This is a genomic window from Heyndrickxia coagulans 36D1 (assembly GCF_000169195.2).
GTDB lineage: Bacteria > Bacillota > Bacilli > Bacillales > Bacillaceae_C > Weizmannia > Weizmannia faecalis.
This window is the reverse complement of the sequence record NC_016023.1, coordinates 946,983-966,268: the sequence shown is the minus strand read 5'-3', so window position 1 is coordinate 966,268 and position 19,286 is coordinate 946,983. Positions and strand designations below refer to the sequence as shown.

Genomic DNA, 19,286 nt, shown 5'->3' with positions numbered 1-19,286 from the left:
ACTAGCTAACAATCTCTGTCCAGTGGAACTGCTGTGCTTCGCTGAAAAAGCTGGCAAACCCGTGACAGAAATGGCCCTAAAAAATCCCCAAATAAAGACGAAAAAATGAAAATGAGAGGAAATGCACAGTGAAACGGTGCTGCCCCCAAATAAAAAAGCGAAAAGGAAAATGCTCCGATGCGTCCTGGCTGGGTAAAGTTCTTCCAATCCATTGAATTTTCATATAAAATAAAGGGAGTAAAGAAAGGGAGGTTTTTAAGGTGAAAAAATTACTTTTCTATACAGCAGTAGGCTTTGCCGGCTACCAATACTTCAAATCAAAAGAAAACCGTGAAAAAGCGGCAGATGCCTTGAACAAGTTTTATGGAAACGTGGAAAAATGGCTCTCAAATTTTCAGCAATCAAATCGCAGCGGAAACAGGCAATCCGGCACACAAGCCTAAAGGCAGACAGTGATTGGGCGTAGTTACCATTGCGATTCAGTCAGGCGAATGCTTGAAATGATCTCCCACCTGCTCTTTGGCCATGAGGATGGGAGACTTCTTTCATAAATCCGTTAAAATGGACTTGATCATTCACGCCCTCTTCTAATCCCCGTTCACCCACAACTGTAAAATTTTCCCTGGGCCATCACAACAGGGAAGTCGTGAACCTTCCAAATCTCAAATAAAATTTACAGGTGTAAAAACCATACGGAGACGGGTGAAGTATCATGGCCGAAAGCGGGTAAAATAAATACTGAATCTTGAATGTTCCCTGGCAAAATACGGAAACCGAAACAATAAGCCTCATGTAAAAAACTCCCCAAAGCCTGGTGAATATATAAAATGAACCTAAATTTTTCGCGTTAAAATCAATTACGATGGCTACACATACAGAAGTAGGAATGTTTAGTTCAACTTATACAGCAGCCGAAAGCAGAAAACGTGATTCTTAACTTAACGAAAAACGGGTGCGGGAACACGCTGGGTCCGGGAAAGAAGCTGGTTTTAAACCTGGATGGTTCCCTGCAAAGTGCCTATCATAAAATTGACAAATATCAAGTTTTAACCTTTTTGACAAACCCATCCTCATGCCCGAAAATGGCTGTAAGAAGAGTGAACTTTATGCAAACAAAAGCGGTCGTTTTTATTGACGCCGTTTAAGAGAGGGATACAAATGTCAGTGACATCATACGTCGATCAATATGGATATATTGTGCTGCTTTTGGCACTTTTGCTCGAAATGATTGCAGTTCCGCTTCCAGGCGAAGTGCTGATGAGCTATGCCGGTTATATGGTGCACCAGGGGCAGCTCAACTGGATCTTGAGCATTCTCATTGCCGCCACCGGTACATCTGTCGGCATGACAACGGCCTATTTTATCGGGCAGCGGCTCGGCGGCCCGTTTTTACATAAATACGGCCATTTTATCCATCTCGGCCCGTCCCAGCTTGAAAAAACATCGCGCTGGTTTAATAAATATGGGAATAAATTGCTTATCGTCGCGTATTTTATACCAGGTGTCCGCCACATCACCGGCTATTTTTCCGGAATTACGAAACTGCCATTCCGGTCATTTGCCACTTTTGCCTATTCCGGCGCTTTGATTTGGACAAGCACGTTTATTTCCCTCGGGAAGCTGCTTGGCCCGCAGTGGGAGCAGTTTCACGAAGCGGTCAAAAAATATCTCGTCATAGGCGGTATTGTAAGCGCCGGTTTAATCATCGCGTATTATGTGTTCCGCTATTTCCATAAGCAGATTTTCTGGGCGATGATGGCGGTGCTCCGGCGCGTTTTCATGATTTTCCGCAGCCGGGTCCGCGCCGAGTTTGTGATCATCGGCACCACGCTGGTGACATTGTTTTTGATTGTGTTAATGATCACAATGATTCAAAACCTTTTCAGCGAAGATTTCAGTGACTTTAACGAGGTGACCTCTTTAATCGTATCGCTTTTGTTCAAACACCATTGGGCAGGCGTCATGAAAGGGATGCTGGCGCTCAGCTCGCGGCAGGCGCTCATTCTCGTCATGGTGTTGACGGTTCTTTGGATCATTTGGAAAGGCAAAGATCGCACGCACGAATTTTTGATTATGCTGCTTGTTACAATCGGCGGGGAACTGTATCAAAATGTGCTGCATGAAGTGTTCCACCGGATGTCGGAAACGGAAATTCCGACGTTTTCCCACTTTGTCTTCTCATTTCCGAGCGACCAGGCGATGATGATTCTGATCATTTACGGCTATTTTACATATCTCGTTGTCCGGCACGCTGAGATGTTTTGGGTCCATACGTTTATGGATGTACTTCTTTTAGCTGTTCTGTTGTTCGCAGCTGTCAGCCATATTTATTTCGGCCTTGAAATCCCGAGCAACATTGCGGGCGGTTACGTATTCGGCGGCGTCTGGCTTGGCTTAAATATTTTATTGCTGGAAATTTTCCGTATGATATGATGGATAAGAAAGCAAATGTTGGAGGGGAAACATGTTCTCAGACTTTGTCACACAAATTTTAACAGCACTCGCTGATCTGGGTTACTTCGGTGTTGCGATCGGGCTTGCGATTGAGATTATCCCGAGCGAGATTGTCCTTGCCTATGCCGGCTATTTAATTTCCCGGGGAGAGATCAATTATTTCGGCGCCATTGCAGCGGGCACACTTGGCATTTTGATTGCCCAACTGATTTTATACTGGATCGGTGCATACGGTGGGCGCCCGTTCTTGCTAAAGTACGGCAAATATTTGCTGATTCACGAAAGGCATCTCGATGTCGCGGAAGAATGGTTCAACAAGTACGGCGCCGGTGTTATTTTTACGGGCCGATTCATCCCGGTCATCCGCCAGGCCATTTCGATCCCGGCCGGCATTGCCAAAATGTCGTATTTCAAGTTCATTTTTTTCACGCTGCTTGCGACCATTCCGTGGGCGGTGCTGTTTATCTTTCTCGGTGAACGTCTCGCATCAAACTGGGCACAAATTGATGACGTCGCGGCTCCTTATGTCAAGCCGGTTACCATTATCGCGATCATCATCATTGTGCTTTATATCGCTTACTCGATGTACCGCAAGAAAAAAAAAGCCTGACCCTCTATTTAGGGGGCCGGGCTTTTTCCATAGATGAGGGAAGAATGGAAACAGTGCGGTTCGGATCCCAAGAGCGGCTAACTCCCACTAAATCAAAGATACAGAGGGGATTAGCTGCTATAATTGTTCAAAATCCTTAACCAAAAAAACCGCCTGCACAAAGCAGACGGCCAAAAAAGAGGGTTAACATGGATGAAAAAGCAAGCCGGACTTGCATCTGCCTGATTACAAGAAAAAGGATAACGCCGGAAGCTTAAAACAATCTTAATAGGCCGAGATTCAGAAAAAGAGGCAGGCTTGCCCACTACCCCCAGAAAAAATCGCCTGCTCAAGGGCGGCGGCCGAAAAAGGGGACATATGAAAAAGTAGGTTGTAATCTCTCTTGCAAAGAAAAGCATACCTGCCGAAACTTAAAAAATGCTTAAAACCCCACATCTCCCGGCTATAAAAAAACGCCTGCACAAAGCAGACGAACCAACAAAAGCTCTTACCTGATGACAAACATCAATATACCGCTGGAAAATAAAAAACGCCTTAACTTTGCATGAAAGTTATGTGAAATTCCCCACAAATTATGATCTCGACAAAAATAACAAAATTTCATCAAAATTTTCGTGACAAATTGCCGCTTTTAGATAATAATAATGAAGACAGACTACTAAAACGAGGGATTCTATGGAGTCAAGAGTAGCGAAAAAAAAGAAAAAACGGTCAAGAGTCCGCTGGCGCAGAGTGTTCCTTATGCTCTTTTTACTGCTCATCGTCGCCGGCGCGGGTTACACAGCCTATCAATACTACGCTGGCGTTCATCAGACAGACCCGAATGATGTCTTAAATATGGACAATCTGGAATTTAACGGTAAAAAGGATGCAAATGGCCGCACCAATATTCTCCTTCTCGGAATTGATCGGCGCGGGCAAGAAGATTCAAGAACCGATACCATCATGATTGCCCAATATGACCCGAAGAATAACCAGGTGAAGCTCATTTCGATTATGCGTGACATTTATGCCGAAATCCCGGGGTATAGAAACTATAAAATAAACACAGCCTATTATCTTGGCAATCTGAAGAATCAAAAAAAGGGTGTTGAATTGCTGCGTCAAACACTCAAAACCAATTTTGACATTGATGTGCAATATTATGCACTTGTCGATTTCCAAGGTTTTGTTAAAATTGTCGATACCCTGGCGCCTCAAGGCATTGAAATGAACGTGGAACATAAAATGTCGGAAAACATCGGCTTGACGCTTTATCCTGGAAAACAGCTGATGCATGGGAAACAATTGCTCGCCTACGCACGATTCAGACATGACGCACAAGGCGACTTTGGCCGGGTTGCCCGCCAGCAAAAAGTGCTTAAAGCGCTCCAATCCGAAGTTTTCAGCGTGAACGGTATCGCCAAAGCACCGAAACTGCTCGGAACCATCCAGCCGTATATTGCCACCAACATGAGCAAAATGAACATTCTTGCACTCGCCAAAGACGCCGTCGGAGGCAACCTCAAGGTAAAAACAATGACCGTACCGGTTGCCGGCACCTATACCAATGTCAGCTATCCGGGCGTCGGCGCCGCACTCGAAGTGGACAAAGAAAAAAATATAGAAGCCATCAAACAGTTTTTGGATGAATAACAGGGGCCGGTTCCGGCTCTTTTTTTTGTTGCAGACAGAAAGCCGTACCGGGAGCAAATTGTCTTTTTGGAGAGCTCAAAAAGACAAAAGAGAGCCGGACCAAGAGCAAATTGTCTTTTTGAATGGCTCAAAAAGACAAAAGAGAGTCGGATCAGGGGCGAATTGTCCTTTTGGAGGGCTCAAAAAGACAAAAGAGAGCCGGATCGGGGGCGAATTGTCCTTTTGGAGAGTTCAAAAAGACAAAAGAAAGCCGGACCAAGAGCAAATTGTCTTTTTGAATGGCTCAAAAAGACAAAAGAGAGCCGGATCGGGGGCGAATTGTCCTTTTGGAGAGTTCAAAAAGACAAAAGAAAGCCGGACCAAGAGCAAATTGTCTTTTTGAATGGCTCAAAAAGACAAAAGAGAGCCGTACCGGGAGCAAATTGTCCTTTTGGAGGGCTCAAAAAGACAAAAGAGAGCCGGATCAGGGGCGAATTGTCCTTTTGGAGAGTTCAAAAAGACAAAAGAAAGCCGGACCAAGAGCAAATTGTCTTTTTGAATGGCTCAAAAAGACAAAAGAGAGCCGGATCGGGGGCGAATTGTCCTTTTGGAGAGTTCAAAAAGACAAAAGAAAGCCAATTAGACAAAAGGGACGAAACCGCATCCAATATGAATTTCAATTTCCCCCTTGTCATGTCACCCGACAAAGTGTAAAGTATAAATAAGTCAAAATTTTAAGTACGTTCAATCGAATAGCCTTATCAAGAGAGGCGGAGGGACTTGGCCCGATGAAACCTCAGCAACCAGCCCATACGGCACGGTGCTAAATCCAACAGGTATACCTGAAAAGATAAGGAGAATGTTGTCATCTTGCCTCCTTTTCTGGGAGGCTTTTTTCATATCATTCAAAGGGAGTGTAAAAATTTGAACCTTCTCGAAACGTTAAAAAACCGCATCCTTGTTGCAGACGGGGCAATGGGGACACTGCTATATGCATACGGCGCCGACACATGTTATGAGTCATTCAACCTGACCCATCCGGAAGACATCCACGCGATCCACCGCGCCTATATCGAAGCAGGCGCATCGGTCATCCAGACAAACACGTACAGCGCCAACTATATCAAGCTGGCACAGTATGGCCTGGAAGAAAAAGTAAAAGATATCAACAAAGCGGCTGTCCAGATCGCAAAAGAAGCGGCAAACCGTGACACATTTATACTCGGCACGGTCGGCGGCATCCGCGGCCAGCGCAAAACCGAAGCAACACTTGCCGAAATCAAGCGTACGTTCCGCGAGCAGATTTTTCACCTCCTGAACGAAGGAGTTGATGCCCTGCTTTTGGAAACGTATTTTGACGCGGAAGAACTGTATACGGTCGTAGACATTGCGAAAAAAGAAGCGGATGTCCCGGTCATCGCCCAGTTCTCGCTTATCGAACCGGGCGTGCTCCAAAACGGAACCCCGGTCCGCGATGCTTTCAAGGAACTTGAAAACCGCGGCGCTGATGTGACCGGCCTAAACTGCCGGCTCGGCCCGCACCACATGATCCAGGCGTTCGAAGAAATCCCGATACCGAAGCGTGCCTTTTTGTCCGCATACCCGAATGCGAGTCTTTTAGATTACGAGGAAGGCCGGTTCACGTTCACAAATAACGCCGATTATTTTAAAACATGCGCCGAAAAACTGGTCGAACAGGGTGTGCGCCTGATCGGCGGCTGCTGCGGCACGACCCCAGCTCACATCAAAGCAATCGCAGACGGGGTGCAGGGGCTTTTGCCTGTCACAGAAAAAACGGTCCGCCCACCGAAAATTGAAATCGCAGCCGCCCCGGCGCAGCACGAACCACCGTTGCATGAAATCGTAAAAAAGCGCCGCTCTGTCATTGTCGAATTGGATACGCCGAAAACTCTGAACACGGCCCGCTTTTTTGAAGGGGCAAAAGCGCTGCACGACGCCGGCATCGATGCCTTGACAATGGCCGACAACTCGCTTGCAAGCCCGCGCATCAGCAACACAGCGATTGCTTCAATTTTAAAAGAGAAACATGGCATCCGGCCGCTTGTTCATATTACATGCCGTGATCGTAATTTGATCGGGCTGCAGTCGCACTTAATGGGCCTTGCTGCGCTCGGGATTGACCAGGTGCTTGCCATCACGGGGGATCCGACAAAAATCGGCGACTTCCCGGGAGCGACGAGCGTATACGATTTGTCATCCATGGAACTGATCGCAATGATCAAGCAATTCAATGATGGCATTTCCCATTCCGGCAAATCGCTTCACAGGAAAACGAATTTTTCCGTCGCGGCTGCATTTAACCCGAACGTCCGCAATCTTGATAAAACGGTCGGGAGGTTGGAGCGCAAAATCCGCCACGGTGCCGATTATTTTATCACCCAGCCTGTGTTCAGCACGGAAAAAATCGAGCAAATCCATGAAGCAACGAAGCATTTGGACGCGCCGATCTATCTTGGCATTATGCCGCTTACCAGCTACCGGAACGCGGTCTTTCTGCACAATGAAGTGCCGGGCATCAAACTGACGGATGAAATTTTGGCGGCGATGGAAAAAACAAATGGCGACCCTGCGAAAGCGCGTGAAGAAAGCCTTGCGATCAGCCGTACCCTGATCGACGCGGCCCTCGGCTATTTCAACGGCATTTACTTAATTACGCCGCTCGAACGCTACGAACTGACGGTGGAATGCACGCGCTATATCCACGAAAAAACAGCAGTGCAAGGCGCAGGCATTGTCTGAGACTGCAACGAAAAAAGTACAGGCGGATTCATTAAAGTGAAACTTTGATAGCACTGTCCAATTGCAAGATTAAGAAAAGAGCTCAAGAAGGCAAAACGAAACCTTGGCCGGCTTCAGCCCCGGCGAGATGCATGCACTTTAAACTCAATCAAAAGTGGCACCGGTGCCGCCAGCATCCGGAACGCGGCCCAACCAGGCACCAAATGCTGCCGTACGCCGCAATCTCAATACCAAACGTACAACCAAAGGGGGAATTTTTCATGGGGCAAACGTTATTTGAACAGCAGCTTGCGAACCGCATTCTCATTCTCGACGGGGCGATGGGCACGATGATCCAGCAGCAACACCTCACAGCGGCAGATTTTGGCGGCGAAGCATACGAAGGCTGCAATGAATACTTGAATCTCACAGCGCCCGATCTAATCCGCTCGATCCATGAAGCATATCTCGAAGCGGGGGCCGACATCATCGAAACGAACACATTTGGCGCAACGTCCATCGTCCTTAACGAGTACGGCCTTGGGCACTTTGCCGAAAAAATCAACATCGAAGCTGCGCGCATCGCCAAGCAGGCTGCCAAAAAATTTTCCACACCCGAGCGGCCGCGGTTTGTCGCCGGTTCGATGGGCCCGACAACAAAGACGCTCTCCGTCACGGGCGGCACTACTTTTGACGCGCTCAAAACCGCTTACCAGGAACAGGCTTGCGGGCTCATAAAAGGCGGCGTCGACGTGCTCCTTCTCGAAACATCGCAGGACTTGCTGAACGTCAAAGCCGCTTTTCTTGGCATTACGGACGCATTTAACGAAACCGGAAAAAAACTGCCGCTTCTCATCTCCGGCACCATTGAACCGATGGGCACAACGCTTGCCGGCCAGAACATCGAAGCATTTTACATTTCCGTCGAGCATATGCAGCCGGCCGCAGTCGGGCTTAACTGCGCGACCGGCCCGGAGTTCATGGCCGACTCGATCCGCACACTCGCGGGGCTCGCCAAAACGGCAGTGAGCTGTTACCCGAACGCCGGGCTTCCCGACGAAGAAGGGCATTACCACGAAACACCGGAATCGCTCGCTGTCAAAATGAAAGGCTTCGCCGAAAAAGGCTGGCTCAACATCGCAGGCGGCTGCTGCGGCACAACACCTGCCCATATCAAAGCACTGAATGAAGCACTTGCCGGGCTCCCGCCGCGCCAGCCTGCAAAACAAGAGCACCACGCCGTCTCCGGCATCGAACCCTTTATTTACGATGACCCGTCCACCCGCCCGATTTTTGTCGGCGAACGCACAAACGTCATCGGTTCGCGCAAGTTCCGGCGCCTGATCGCGGAAGGCAAATGGGAAGAAGCGAGCGAAATTGCCCGTACCCAGGTCAAAAACGGCGCACAGATCATCGACATCTGCCTCGCCGACCCGGATCGCGATGAAATCAGTGACATGGAAAATTTTATTTCGATCGCCGTGAAAAAAGTGAAAGTGCCGTTTATGATCGATTCCACGGACGAAAATGTGATCGAAAAAGCTTTTACATACTGCCAAGGAAAAAGCATTGTCAATTCCATTAACCTTGAAAACGGGACGGAACGGTTTGAAAAAGTCGTGCCGCTCCTCAAAAAATACGGGGGTGCCGTTGTCGTCGGCACGATCGATGAAGAGGGGATGGCTGTCACTGCCGAACGGAAACTTGAGATAGCGCGCCGCTCTTATGACCTGCTCGTCGATACGTACGGGCTCAACCCGCGTGATCTCATTTTTGACCCGCTCGTGTTCCCGGCTGGCACTGGCGACAAGCAGTATTTTGGCGCAGCAAAAGAAACAGTCGAAGGCATCCGCCTCATCAAAGAAGCGATGCCGGAATGCCAGACGATCCTCGGCGTCAGCAATGTTTCATTCGGGCTGCCACCTGCCGGGCGTGAAGTGCTAAACTCAGTGTTTCTCTACCACTGTACGAAAGCCGGGCTGGATTACGCCATCGTGAACACAGAAAAACTCGAACGCTTTGCGTCCATCCCGGAAGAGAACGTGAAAATGGCCGAAAAACTGTTGTTTGAAACGAGTGACGAAGCCCTTGCCGCGTTCACCGAATATTACCGCGGCAAGGTGCAGGAGAAAAAAGCGCCAAAGAGCACGATGACGCTTGCCGAACGGCTTGCGAATTACGTTGTCGAAGGGACGAAAGAAGGCCTCATCCCGGATCTTGAACAGGCTTTGAAGGAATACCCGGATCCGCTCGCCATTATCAACGGCCCGCTTATGGACGGGATGGCGGAAGTCGGCCGCCTGTTTAACGACAACCAGCTCATCGTCGCAGAAGTCTTGCAGAGTGCGGAAGTGATGAAAGCATCCGTCGCATTCCTTGAGCCTTTTATGGAAAAAAATGAAACAAGCACAAAAGGGAAAGTGCTGCTCGCAACCGTGAAAGGCGACGTCCATGATATCGGCAAAAATCTGGTCGACATCATTTTGTCAAATAATGGCTATAAAGTGGTCGACCTTGGCATCAAAGTGGCGCCGGCTGATCTTATCCACGCCGTCCGTAAAGAGAAACCGGATGTAATCGGGCTATCCGGCCTCCTTGTCAAATCCGCCCAGCAAATGGTCGTCACTGCCCAGGATTTGCGGGAAGCGGGCATCCGTCAGCCGATACTGGTCGGCGGTGCAGCCCTGTCGCGGAAATTCACGGTAAATAAAATCGCTCCGCAATATGAAGGGCTTGTGCTGTATGCAAAAGACGCAATGGAGGGCCTCACGCTTGCGAACAAATTGCAGGATGAATCGGAACGAAGCTCGCTCGAAACGGAACTTGCCAACCAGCGCAGCGGCGGGACAAGGGTGGCGGCCGTGAATGCCGGCGGAGCACCGGTTGCGACTTTACCGCGCCGTTCTTCGGTATCCCCGGATGCGCTCGTTTACCAGCCGGCGGATTTGAAGCGGCATGTGCTGCGCAATTATCCGCTTGCCCATATCGAGCCCTACGTGAACATGCAAATGCTCCTCGGCCACCATTTAGGATTGAAAGGCCGCGTCGAAAAGCTGCTTGCGGAGGGAGACGAACGCGCCCTCAAGTTGAAACAGCAGGTGGATGAACTGCGCGAATGGGTGATGAAAGAAAAATTGCTTCAGCCCTCCGCTGTATACCAGTTTTTCCCTGCCCAGTCGGATGGGAATACTTTGATTGTTTATGAACCAGCTGGAGAGCCTGGTACATTAGATCTGAAATCTTTATCCGTCCTAGAGCGATTTACGTTCCCGCGCCAGGCAAAGCCGCCGTATTTGTGCCTTGCCGATTATGTCCGGAGCGTGGACAGCGGGGTCGTAGATTATGTCTGCATGTTCGCGGTCGTCGCCGGCAAAAACATCCGCCATCATGCACGCTATTTGAAAGAAGCGGGCGAATATTTCAAAAGTCATGCTCTCCAGGCGCTTGCCCTCGAAACGGCAGAAGGTTTCGCCGAGCGACTGCATGAACTGATACGCGGCCAATGGGGCTTCCCGGACCCGGCTGATTTCACAATGCAGCAACGCTTTGCCGCCAAATACCAGGGCCAGCGCTACTCTTTCGGCTACCCGGCCTGCCCGAACCTCGAAGACCAGGCCAAACTGTTTAAATTGTTGCAACCGCAAAAAATCGGCCTCCACTTGACCGAAGGCTACATGATGGAACCCGAAGCCGCCGTCACCGCGCTTGTATTCTCCCATCCTGAGGCAAGATATTTTGCGGTATAACTCCCGAAGCGGGCCCTGGCCCGCTTCGGTTTTTTAAACCATTTACGACTTTTTCAGAGTCCAGTGCCATGTTGCTTTTTACAAAAAACCAAATGATTCGACAAAATCTGCGCTAACCCGATTTTTCTGTTCCGCCCTCAATGTTCCACGGGAAACATTCCACTGAAAACTGTGCATGTTGAACAGGATTTTTTGAACAAATTCCACTTGCCAGCAAGCCCTTCTTCGATATGATAGAAGAATAGACGTACGAACATGCTTGACCCGCTTTCTTTCTATATAAAATAACGCCATGCTTTCACCTACCACGTTCCCTGTGGCATTGAACGTCTACGCTAAATCAACGCCGGCTGAATAAAACCTGTACATCTCAAATTCGGCCAGTGCTGTCATCATCCTTGCATAACTTAACATTCCCAATGGCTGCGAATATTGACGTTTTTGGTGGCATGACAAGATGACAAGATACGATTCATCTCGACAAAACCAGCAATATTTCCACGGAAATACCCATATAAAAAAGCCCGAATACCGAAATCCGGGCTTTACATCCATCTATCTAAAAATGTGCGGCGACTGCGGCTAATTTTCATTCTTCCACTCATGCCGTATCCTTTACGGCATGAGTGGAAAATCCGCATTGAACCGTTTCATCCTGTTCTGATATTAGCCTATGGAAGTCCAAAAGCTCCATTGCCTTCCAGCATCTTACCAAGAGCAAATGGCTTACTTACGGGAGAGACGGTCTTTTGCATCACCGACAGAGTCTTGGGCCTCGCCTTTCAATTTGTCCATTTTGCCTTCAGCTTGTTTTTCCGCATCGCCGGTGATTTCACCCCACGTATCTTTTGCTTCGCCTTTCAATTTGTTCCCTTTTCCTTTGAGCTTGTCCTTCATGGAGTCTTGATCCATTTTCATTCCTCCCATTCATATTGTTCATCTTTCCTATTCCCTGATCACAGGCCGATAAACGAAAAATGCAAAAGAAATAAATGGACAGGCTAGTTATCCGACCGGCGCAGATCATTTGCGCAAAATTTGACCTATCACGTCCAAAAGCAAAAAAATAAAGGGCCAAAACCAAATCAAATAGGGGCACCGCCACAACCAAAAATACACCTATTACAACAGGAGAAAGAGATAGAGTTCAATATAAAAAGATTGCAACAAGGCGATATCCATTTGCAAAAAGCAGGCAACAGAGCTGTGATATTTTGTGGAGCGTGGGTAATCGGTGGGTAAAGGGAACGCATGCGCATCATCTCCGTCTCGCTCCAAAATTGGAATGAGGAAACGCATGCGTATATAGGTTGGATGGTGTTGCAGAGTGGATGTGCGTTCGGCGTAACGCCCAATTTCAACGATTGCACGCCCGTTCTCAAAGCACCTGAAAACAGCCCCTAGATCATTTTCTTCCATGGTATGTATTTGCCGAGGCCATGGTAATAGCTGGCACAAATAATCGTGCGGCTGAATTGTTTCTGAAATGTATGCACGGAGCAGTTCAGTTTCAGCTGCTGCTGATTGGAAAAAGTAACATAAAGGCCGTCCGCCGTGGCATCAAAGTCTATTATGTTTGCCAGGAAAATGAACTGGCAGTCATACGATCTCGGGGATTTTGTCGGTGTTGCAATCAAACCATCCCCCACCACAATCGGTGCCTTATTAAAGTTAAAAATTTGTTTTGTTCCCTTGAGAACGCCTTCAAAATCGCACATCCGGTAATGGATGCAAGCGTCCCGTAATAATTCAAGCTTGCTCTTCCGTGAGCGAAAAACGCCGTCCTGATCATAAATGACTGTTTGATATTCCGGATCAAATGCGGTATCCAGCGCCATCGTTTCTTTCCTGATTAGGTAGTCAATTTTTTCTGTCACAAAAAATACCCCCTCATGTTAATTTGTGCTTTCCCTCCCGCTTCACTTTCAGGGGCAGAATTGCCAGGGGTGCCATGTCTTGCTGCCATCAAAGTATCCTTCCCCAAAAGAAGAGGGATATCATTGATTTTTATAGTCCTATTATACTATAAATTTCTAAAAAATAAAGCATGAATTTACAATTTTGTTATTATTTTTAATCCATGTAAATCTTGGCCAAAATTTCACGTTTTACCTTAAAAAATATCAAATTTTCCCGCGGAAAACAGGATGTTTTGGAAACCAAAAAATGACGATCGCCGGTTCGCCCTCTTCCTTTGAACCTGTTATTTTACAATCAACCCGGGAATTCAAGGAAAGCGCGCTTTCCAAAAGGGGAAGCAAAGTGGAAAATTTTGAAGAAGTGCTCAGGCAATACCGGCCGATGATTTTTCATATGATCCGCAAACTCCGCATTTACAAAAACATCGATGAGTTCGAACAGATCGGTATGATTGCGCTGTGGGAAGCGTATCAGAACAGGCAGGACGACAAAGGGTCATTCACAAGTTATGCGTACAACACGATCCGCGGGAAAATGCTGACCGAACTCACGAAAAGGCGGAGGGAGGAAGAAATGTTTGCATTTCCGAAAGAGGGGTTTTGGAATGTTGAAGTGGACGAGTCGCTTCGTCCCCCGCTTGAGCTTGAAACATTGCTGTCGTATTGCGACGGCCTTACGGAAAAAGAGAAAAAATGGGTAGTGGCTACTTTTTATGAACAATTGAAACAAGGTGAAATCGCATTTCGCGAAGGCAAATCCGTCGAGGCGGTAAAAAAATGGCGGAGACAAGCCCTTGAGAAAATCAGAAAGAATATGGAACAAAAAGAGAGGAAGCGTTGATGCTTCCTCACTCTGCGATGAAAAACTTGCGCAAGTAGTCATACCATGCTTTTGTGCCCTTGTTGCTTGGGGCGGTTTGTTCGCCATTTTGAAAGGTGACATACGATTTGAATGCGTCACTGTCCGGGTCCGGCCAGTTTTTCCAATGATCCAGGTATGTGTAACCTTCTTTTTTTGCGTACGACGCAAGCTCTTTCACCTGTGCCGGATAATTCGCTGCCTTGTAGAGCGGGTATGACGGCTGAATCATCAGCACGGCATCATCCCAGGCAGCAGCGGCCGTTTTGATATCATCAAGCTGATTGTCCATCGCCACAGCTCCGTTGTTGATTAAAATAAACGGCTCAAACAAAATGAGATCCGGTTTGAAATGGGCGACGTCTTTATACTTGCCTTCACGGATAAACTCGTCGGAATTTAAATGATAGGCAAAGAGGGAAACCGACACATAGCTGCCGTAAGCATCTTGCAATGCCTGTTTCAACTGCGGCCCCCAGCCATGCGTATTCGCCCCCATCGCATCCGAACCGACAATCGCAATTTTGTAGGCCCGCTCCTTGGAAAGTGCGTTTTCAAAATCCGCGCGGGCTTTTTTCGGCCAGTTTTTCGTGTAAGCCACTAGGGAAGTCTCCGGCTGGTCCGCTTTGTTTACCGACCGCTTTTTCCCCGTGGCCGGTTCTGCCTTTGCCTTTTCCGCTTTTACTGCTACAGAATCCGGCTTGAACCGGCTTGGATCCGTTTTATACCCCCAGTACAGATGCCCAACTACCAATACGGCAATGACGACAACAGCCGACAAAATCGCCGTGAATATTTTCATACATCATACCTCCGCTCATCATCACTTATGAAACGCCCGTGCAAACCTATAAAAAATTATGACAAAAAAAGACAAATTACACAACCAAAATTGAAAGAAAATCCGCCAAAGGTAAATACAGGAAGATTATCTAACCGGTTTCTTTCTGCAAAATATTGTGGTTTAATACAAAGTGTAACAAATTGTTTAAATTTATTTCAGTTTCCCGCAAATTTCGGGATGATCTATGATATAATGTATGATAGTTTTCTATCTATTTCGCATTTGTGCTGCAGATCTAAAGGGAGGAACTTATGGAAGACACAATTAGTTTAAAAGAATTGATGCAGGTGCTGCGCAAACGGCTTTCCATGATCGCGCTGATTACACTGGGGGCGATGATTGTGACGGCCATTGTGACCTATTTTGTGATGACGCCTGTCTATGAATCTTCGACACAAATCCTTGTCAATAAAGCAAGCGATGACCAAACGATGTATACCACTAATGCCGTACAAACAAATGTTCAGCTGGTCAATACATATAATGTGATTATTAAAAGCCCATCAATCTTAGATAAAGTGATTGACGAACTGAAACTCAACATGACAACAGACGAACTGAACAGCAAAATTGAAGTCAGCACGGAGCAAAATTCACAAGTCTTTACTTTGACAGTAAAAGATACAAACCCGTATATGGCAACCAAAATTGCCAACAAAATCGGGGAAGTGTTCAAAAAAGAAGTCAAAAACATTATGAAAGTCGACAATGTGACTGTCATTTCAAAAGCACAAGTGCCCGGGGGACCTGTCAGCCCGAAACCGCTTTTAAATATTGCAATTGCGCTTGTGGTCGGCCTGATGGCGGGTGTCGGGATTGCCTTTCTGCTTGAATACCTCGACAATACGATTAAAGATGAGCAAGATGTTGAACAAATTTTGCAATTGCCTGTCCTCGGCGTGATCGGGCAGATTGATGATCAGGAACTGAATGGTTTGCACCGTGCAGGAAAAAAAACAAAAGGAAAGGTTGAGACGGTTGGCGCCTAAAAAAACAAAGCTGTTGAACACGAGAAGAAAATTAATCGCAAAGCTAAATCCAAAGTCACCGATTTCCGAACAGTTCCGGACAATCCGTACAAATATCAGTTTTTCTTCCGTTGACAATGACCTGCAACTTCTGATGGTTACCTCAAGCGGGCCTGGAGAAGGGAAATCGACGATTGTCGGCAACCTCGCTGTTGTCTTTGCCCAACAAGGGAAAAGGGTCCTCCTTGTCGATGCCGATTTACGCCGCCCGACTGTCCATTATACGTTCGGGATGACGAATACATTTGGTTTAACAACCGTGCTGACAAAACAGGGTACACTCGAGGAAACGGCGGTCAAAACCGATGTGGACCATTTGCATGTTTTAACAAGCGGCCCGATTCCGCCAAACCCGGCAGAACTGTTAAGCTCAAAGGCAATGAAGGAATTTTTTAAGGAAGCAAAAGAACAATACGATATTATTTTACTCGATACACCACCGGTTTTGGCTGTCACCGATGCGCAGGTGCTGACCAACCAGTGTGATGGCACGATTCTTGTCGTCTCAAGCGGGAAAGCGGAAGTGGAAGCTGTCAAAAAGGCAAAAGAATTGCTGGAATCTGCCAATGCCAATCTGCTTGGCGTTGTCCTGAACAACAAGAAAACCCAAAACACGCATTATTATTACTATTACGGAAAAGATTGACACCATTTGCACGTAAGTTTTCCAATAACTATTGAAAAATGGTAAAAATTCGCTATAATTTTGTATAGGGTTTGATTTTAATTGAAACGAAATTTCATTTCTTGACAGGTTTGGAGGGGTTCGGGATGATGGATATCCATTGCCATATTTTACCAGGCATTGACGACGGTGCGCAAACGATATACGACAGCCTTGATATGGCAAAACAAGCCGTCTCCCAGGGGATCAAGCAGATTATTGCTACCCCTCATCATATGAATGGAAAATATGAAAACCGCAAAACAGAAATCGTTCAAAAAGTAAATGAATTGAATGAAAGATTGAAAGAAGAACAAATTGATCTGGAGATTCTGCCAGGGCAGGAAAACCGGATTTATGGCGAAATTTTGGAAGACTACGAAAAAGGAGAAATTCAAACGTTGGCCGGCACTTCTTACCTCTTTATCGAGTTCCCCTCGGGGCATGTGCCGCGCTATGCGGAAACCCTTTTATACGAGATACAAGTGAAGGGCCTGATGCCCATTATCGTGCATCCGGAAAGGAACGCAGAGCTGATCCAGCATCCGGACCGGCTGTATGAAATGGTGAATAATGGTGTGGCGACCCAAATTACGGCTGCAAGCTTAACAGGCGCTTTCGGGAAAAAGATTAAAAAATTCACCGAACAGCTGATTGAAGCAAATCTCGCCCATTTTCTTGCATCAGATGCCCATAATGTGAAAACCCGTGCTTTTAAATTGGATGAAGCAACGGATGAACTCGAAAAGAAATACGGCACAGATATGCTCTATTTCTTTACGGAAAACGCTGAACTGCTTGCCAAAGGCCAAGCCATCTACAGAGAAATTCCGCAGCCGGTAAAACAAAAGAAACTGTTTGGTTTGTTTTAATCGGCTTTTTTGGTATTCCGGGTATATGAATGAAGCTATGGGGGCTGCTCCGCTGTTTTTGGGAAACAGTTTTATCCAGCGTTGCTTGATTTTGGAACAGCTATTTTCGGGTATGTCTCTCATCCGTTATCGTGCGAGGCACTCGGCCATGCTGTGGGTGTGTGTGCACCTTAGACGCCTGTCGTCAAGAGTGTGGTGTGAGGGCGGGTTAGATGCCCGATCATTTATTTTTATACCCGAATGCTGGAAGAACAAACATCGATTGTTTTTATCGTACTGCGCAAATCTTAAAAATCAATTAGAATAAGGAGGAATTTACGTGAAAAAAGTGAGAAAGGCAATTATCCCGGCTGCAGGCCTCGGAACACGGTTTTTGCCTGCAACAAAAGCGATGCCGAAAGAAATGTTGCCAATTGTGGACAAGCCTACGATCCAATACATAGTCGAAGAAGCCGTTGAATCCGGCATCGAAGACATCATCATTGTAACCGGAAAAGGAAAACGCGCAATTGAAGACCATTTCGACAACGCTTGGGAACTCGAACAAAACCTTGCTGAAAAAGGGAAGTTCGACCTCTTAGATAAAGTCCGCTATTCTTCCAATTTAGCCAATATCCACTATATCCGACAGAAAGAGCCTCTTGGTTTGGGACATGCTGTTTGGTGTGCACGTAATTTTATTGGGGACGAGCCATTTGCTGTTCTGCTTGGTGATGATATCGTGCAGAATGACCCGCCATGTTTAAAACAACTCATTGATCAATATGAACTCACACATTCCTCGATTATCGGTGTGCAGGAAGTGCCAGAAGAAGAAACCTACCGTTATGGGATCATTGCCCCTGCATCACAAAATGGACGTAGTTATCAAGTAGAAAAGTTTGTTGAGAAACCAGAACAGGGGACGGCACCTTCTAATCTTGCCATTATTGGCCGGTACCTGCTGACTCCAGAGATATTTATGTTTTTGGATAGGCAAGAAAAAGGTGCTGGCGGGGAGATTCAACTGACTGATGCGATTCAACAATTAAATCAAATTCAACGGGTATTTGCTTATCGCTTTGAGGGCAAAAGGTATGATGTTGGGGAAAAGCTTGGGTTTATTCAATCTCAAATCGAGATGGCCTTGAAAGATGAAACAATTAGTCGGGATTTATTAAAAGTTATGAAAAGGATTGTAGAAAAAGCAAATGCTAATGTTATTGAAGTAAATTAGGGGGAGTTAATATGGCTGAATCAGGTTATGCTTCCAGTTCGCTTGTAAAATCTTCTTCTTCTAGAAAAGTAATTATAATCCATGAAAAAAAAACTTACACCGTAGTTAAACGCTTGATGGATATAATCGGAGCTGTCTGTGGACTTATATGTTTGTCTTGGCTATTTCTTATTGTGGCCATTCTTATAAAAATTGATGATCCAAAAGGTACTGTTTTTTTTAAGCAGATAAGAGTCGGCAAAAATGGTAAAAAGTTTTACATGTATAAGTTTCGATCCATGGTTTCAGATGCGGAAGAGCATTTAAAAGAACTTCTGAAATTTAATGAAATAGATGGCGCAATGTTCAAATTAAAAGAAGATCCAAGAATAACAAAAGTAGGTAAATTGATTCGTAAGACAAGTATAGATGAGTTGCCTCAATTATGGAACGTATTTAGGGGTGATATGAGTTTGGTTGGCCCAAGGCCTCCTTTACCGCGAGAAGTAGTAGAGTATACAGAGTATGACAAACAGCGATTACTAGTAAAGCCGGGCTGCACGGGGCTATGGCAAGTGAGTGGGAGAAACAGCCTTAAATTCAAAGAAATGGTTGAACTAGATCTAGTTTACATAAAAACTAGAACAATACTTTTTGATCTTAAAATAATTTTTAAAACGATAAAAATAATTTTTAAACCTAATGATGCTTATTAAATTTTAGGCTTGCCTTTATAAAGGAG

At 46.4% G+C, this 19,286-nt stretch carries 17 protein-coding genes and 1 riboswitch; of the genes, 13 read left to right on the top strand and 4 right to left on the bottom strand.

Translation table 11 applies throughout. The annotated features are described in order from the left end of the window. The first annotated feature begins 260 nt into the window (after window positions 1-260). The 7 genes from BCOA_RS21680 to metH all read left to right on the top strand — a co-directional run bounded on the left by BCOA_RS21680 (window position 261) and on the right by metH (window position 11,163). The gene (locus BCOA_RS21680) at window positions 261-443 is read left to right on the top strand and encodes a hypothetical protein (protein ID WP_014096255.1); all 183 of its coding nucleotides are present in this window, start codon (window positions 261-263) and stop codon (window positions 441-443) included. A 715-nt stretch (window positions 444-1,158) separates the two neighbouring features. Continuing rightward, on the top strand, window positions 1,159-2,433 hold the full coding sequence (locus BCOA_RS21670; RefSeq protein ID WP_014096254.1) for a VTT domain-containing protein: 1,275 nt from the start codon (window positions 1,159-1,161) through the stop codon (window positions 2,431-2,433). 31 nt (window positions 2,434-2,464) lie between these two features. Next, window positions 2,465-3,064, top strand: coding sequence for a DedA family protein (locus BCOA_RS21665; protein ID WP_014096253.1), 600 nt, complete (start codon window positions 2,465-2,467; stop codon window positions 3,062-3,064). 675 nt (window positions 3,065-3,739) lie between these two features. After that, on the top strand, window positions 3,740-4,699 hold the full coding sequence (locus tag BCOA_RS21660) for an LCP family protein (RefSeq protein ID WP_014096252.1): 960 nt from the start codon (window positions 3,740-3,742) through the stop codon (window positions 4,697-4,699). A gap of 66 nt (window positions 4,700-4,765) precedes the next feature. Then, on the top strand, window positions 4,766-5,392 hold the full coding sequence (locus BCOA_RS21655) for a hypothetical protein (protein ID WP_014096251.1): 627 nt from the start codon (window positions 4,766-4,768) through the stop codon (window positions 5,390-5,392). A gap of 41 nt (window positions 5,393-5,433) precedes the next feature. After that, window positions 5,434-5,535, top strand: a riboswitch (SAM riboswitch). Window positions 5,536-5,602: 67 nt separating this feature from the next. Beyond that, complete coding sequence (locus BCOA_RS21650; RefSeq protein ID WP_035190412.1) at window positions 5,603-7,438, top strand: bifunctional homocysteine S-methyltransferase/methylenetetrahydrofolate reductase; 1,836 nt, start codon at window positions 5,603-5,605, stop codon at window positions 7,436-7,438. Window positions 7,439-7,698: 260 nt separating this feature from the next. Further along, entirely contained in the window at window positions 7,699-11,163 is a 3,465-nt protein-coding gene (gene metH / locus BCOA_RS21645) for a methionine synthase (RefSeq protein ID WP_014096249.1), read from the top strand. Window positions 11,164-11,889: 726 nt separating this feature from the next. Here the strand turns inward: metH and BCOA_RS21640 are convergent. From BCOA_RS21640 to BCOA_RS21635, 3 genes are all read right to left on the bottom strand, one after another. Beyond that, window positions 11,890-12,075 carry a CsbD family protein gene (locus tag BCOA_RS21640; protein WP_014096248.1) on the bottom strand — a complete coding sequence of 62 codons (186 nt, stop codon included), beginning with the start codon at window positions 12,073-12,075 and terminating at the stop codon, window positions 11,890-11,892. Between the two features lie 210 nt (window positions 12,076-12,285). Then, window positions 12,286-12,582, bottom strand: a complete 297-nt coding sequence (locus tag BCOA_RS35010) for a hypothetical protein (protein ID WP_148261653.1) — start codon at window positions 12,580-12,582, stop codon at window positions 12,286-12,288. Then, window positions 12,564-13,040: a competence protein ComK gene (locus BCOA_RS21635; RefSeq protein WP_014096247.1), complete on the bottom strand. Its 477-nt coding sequence runs from the start codon at window positions 13,038-13,040 to the stop codon at window positions 12,564-12,566. Before BCOA_RS21635 ends, BCOA_RS35010 begins: the two co-directional genes overlap by 19 nt. A gap of 289 nt (window positions 13,041-13,329) precedes the next feature. Between BCOA_RS21635 and BCOA_RS21630 the strand changes: the two genes are divergently transcribed. Further along, the gene (locus BCOA_RS21630) at window positions 13,330-13,923 is read left to right on the top strand and encodes a sigma-70 family RNA polymerase sigma factor (protein ID WP_014096246.1); all 594 of its coding nucleotides are present in this window, start codon (window positions 13,330-13,332) and stop codon (window positions 13,921-13,923) included. Window positions 13,924-13,930: 7 nt separating this feature from the next. Here the strand turns inward: BCOA_RS21630 and BCOA_RS21625 are convergent, their stop codons facing one another. Continuing rightward, window positions 13,931-14,743 carry a hypothetical protein gene (locus BCOA_RS21625; protein ID WP_014096245.1) on the bottom strand — a complete coding sequence of 271 codons (813 nt, stop codon included), beginning with the start codon at window positions 14,741-14,743 and terminating at the stop codon, window positions 13,931-13,933. A 293-nt stretch (window positions 14,744-15,036) separates the two neighbouring features. On the opposite strand from BCOA_RS21625, the gene BCOA_RS21620 reads away from it, so the two are divergent. From BCOA_RS21620 to BCOA_RS21600, 5 genes are all read left to right on the top strand, one after another. Further along, the gene (locus BCOA_RS21620) at window positions 15,037-15,774 is read left to right on the top strand and encodes a YveK family protein (protein ID WP_014096244.1); all 738 of its coding nucleotides are present in this window, start codon (window positions 15,037-15,039) and stop codon (window positions 15,772-15,774) included. Continuing rightward, a complete protein-coding gene (locus BCOA_RS21615; protein WP_041817930.1) occupies window positions 15,764-16,459 on the top strand; it encodes a CpsD/CapB family tyrosine-protein kinase in 696 nt (231 codons plus the stop codon). The genes BCOA_RS21620 and BCOA_RS21615 overlap by 11 nt, the downstream gene beginning before the upstream one ends. 125 nt (window positions 16,460-16,584) lie before the next feature. Further along, window positions 16,585-17,349 (top strand): tyrosine-protein phosphatase, encoded by a 765-nt coding sequence (locus BCOA_RS21610; RefSeq protein WP_014096242.1) that lies wholly within the window; start codon window positions 16,585-16,587, stop codon window positions 17,347-17,349. A 319-nt stretch (window positions 17,350-17,668) separates the two neighbouring features. Then, the gene (galU, locus tag BCOA_RS21605; protein ID WP_014096241.1) at window positions 17,669-18,565 is read left to right on the top strand and encodes a UTP--glucose-1-phosphate uridylyltransferase GalU; all 897 of its coding nucleotides are present in this window, start codon (window positions 17,669-17,671) and stop codon (window positions 18,563-18,565) included. Between the two features lie 11 nt (window positions 18,566-18,576). After that, a complete protein-coding gene (locus tag BCOA_RS21600; RefSeq protein ID WP_014096240.1) occupies window positions 18,577-19,260 on the top strand; it encodes a sugar transferase in 684 nt (227 codons plus the stop codon). Window positions 19,261-19,286: the final 26 nt, after the last annotated feature.

What these genes read in the sequence shown, in the direction of transcription:
- BCOA_RS21670 (WP_014096254.1), top strand. Translation starts at nt 1,159, where the DNA reads ATGTCAGTGACATCATACGTCGATCAATATGGATATATTGTGCTGCTT.
- BCOA_RS21665 (WP_014096253.1), top strand. Translation starts at nt 2,465, where the DNA reads ATGTTCTCAGACTTTGTCACACAAATTTTAACAGCACTCGCTGATCTG.
- BCOA_RS21660 (WP_014096252.1), top strand. Translation starts at nt 3,740, where the DNA reads ATGGAGTCAAGAGTAGCGAAAAAAAAGAAAAAACGGTCAAGAGTCCGC.
- metH (WP_014096249.1), top strand. Translation starts at nt 7,699, where the DNA reads ATGGGGCAAACGTTATTTGAACAGCAGCTTGCGAACCGCATTCTCATT.
- BCOA_RS21640 (WP_014096248.1), bottom strand. Translation starts at nt 12,075, where the DNA reads ATGGATCAAGACTCCATGAAGGACAAGCTCAAAGGAAAAGGGAACAAA.
- BCOA_RS35010 (WP_148261653.1), bottom strand. Translation starts at nt 12,582, where the DNA reads ATGGAAGAAAATGATCTAGGGGCTGTTTTCAGGTGCTTTGAGAACGGG.
- BCOA_RS21630 (WP_014096246.1), top strand. Translation starts at nt 13,330, where the DNA reads ATGACGATCGCCGGTTCGCCCTCTTCCTTTGAACCTGTTATTTTACAA.
- BCOA_RS21625 (WP_014096245.1), bottom strand. Translation starts at nt 14,743, where the DNA reads ATGAAAATATTCACGGCGATTTTGTCGGCTGTTGTCGTCATTGCCGTA.
- BCOA_RS21620 (WP_014096244.1), top strand. Translation starts at nt 15,037, where the DNA reads ATGGAAGACACAATTAGTTTAAAAGAATTGATGCAGGTGCTGCGCAAA.
- BCOA_RS21610 (WP_014096242.1), top strand. Translation starts at nt 16,585, where the DNA reads ATGATGGATATCCATTGCCATATTTTACCAGGCATTGACGACGGTGCG.
- BCOA_RS21600 (WP_014096240.1), top strand. Translation starts at nt 18,577, where the DNA reads ATGGCTGAATCAGGTTATGCTTCCAGTTCGCTTGTAAAATCTTCTTCT.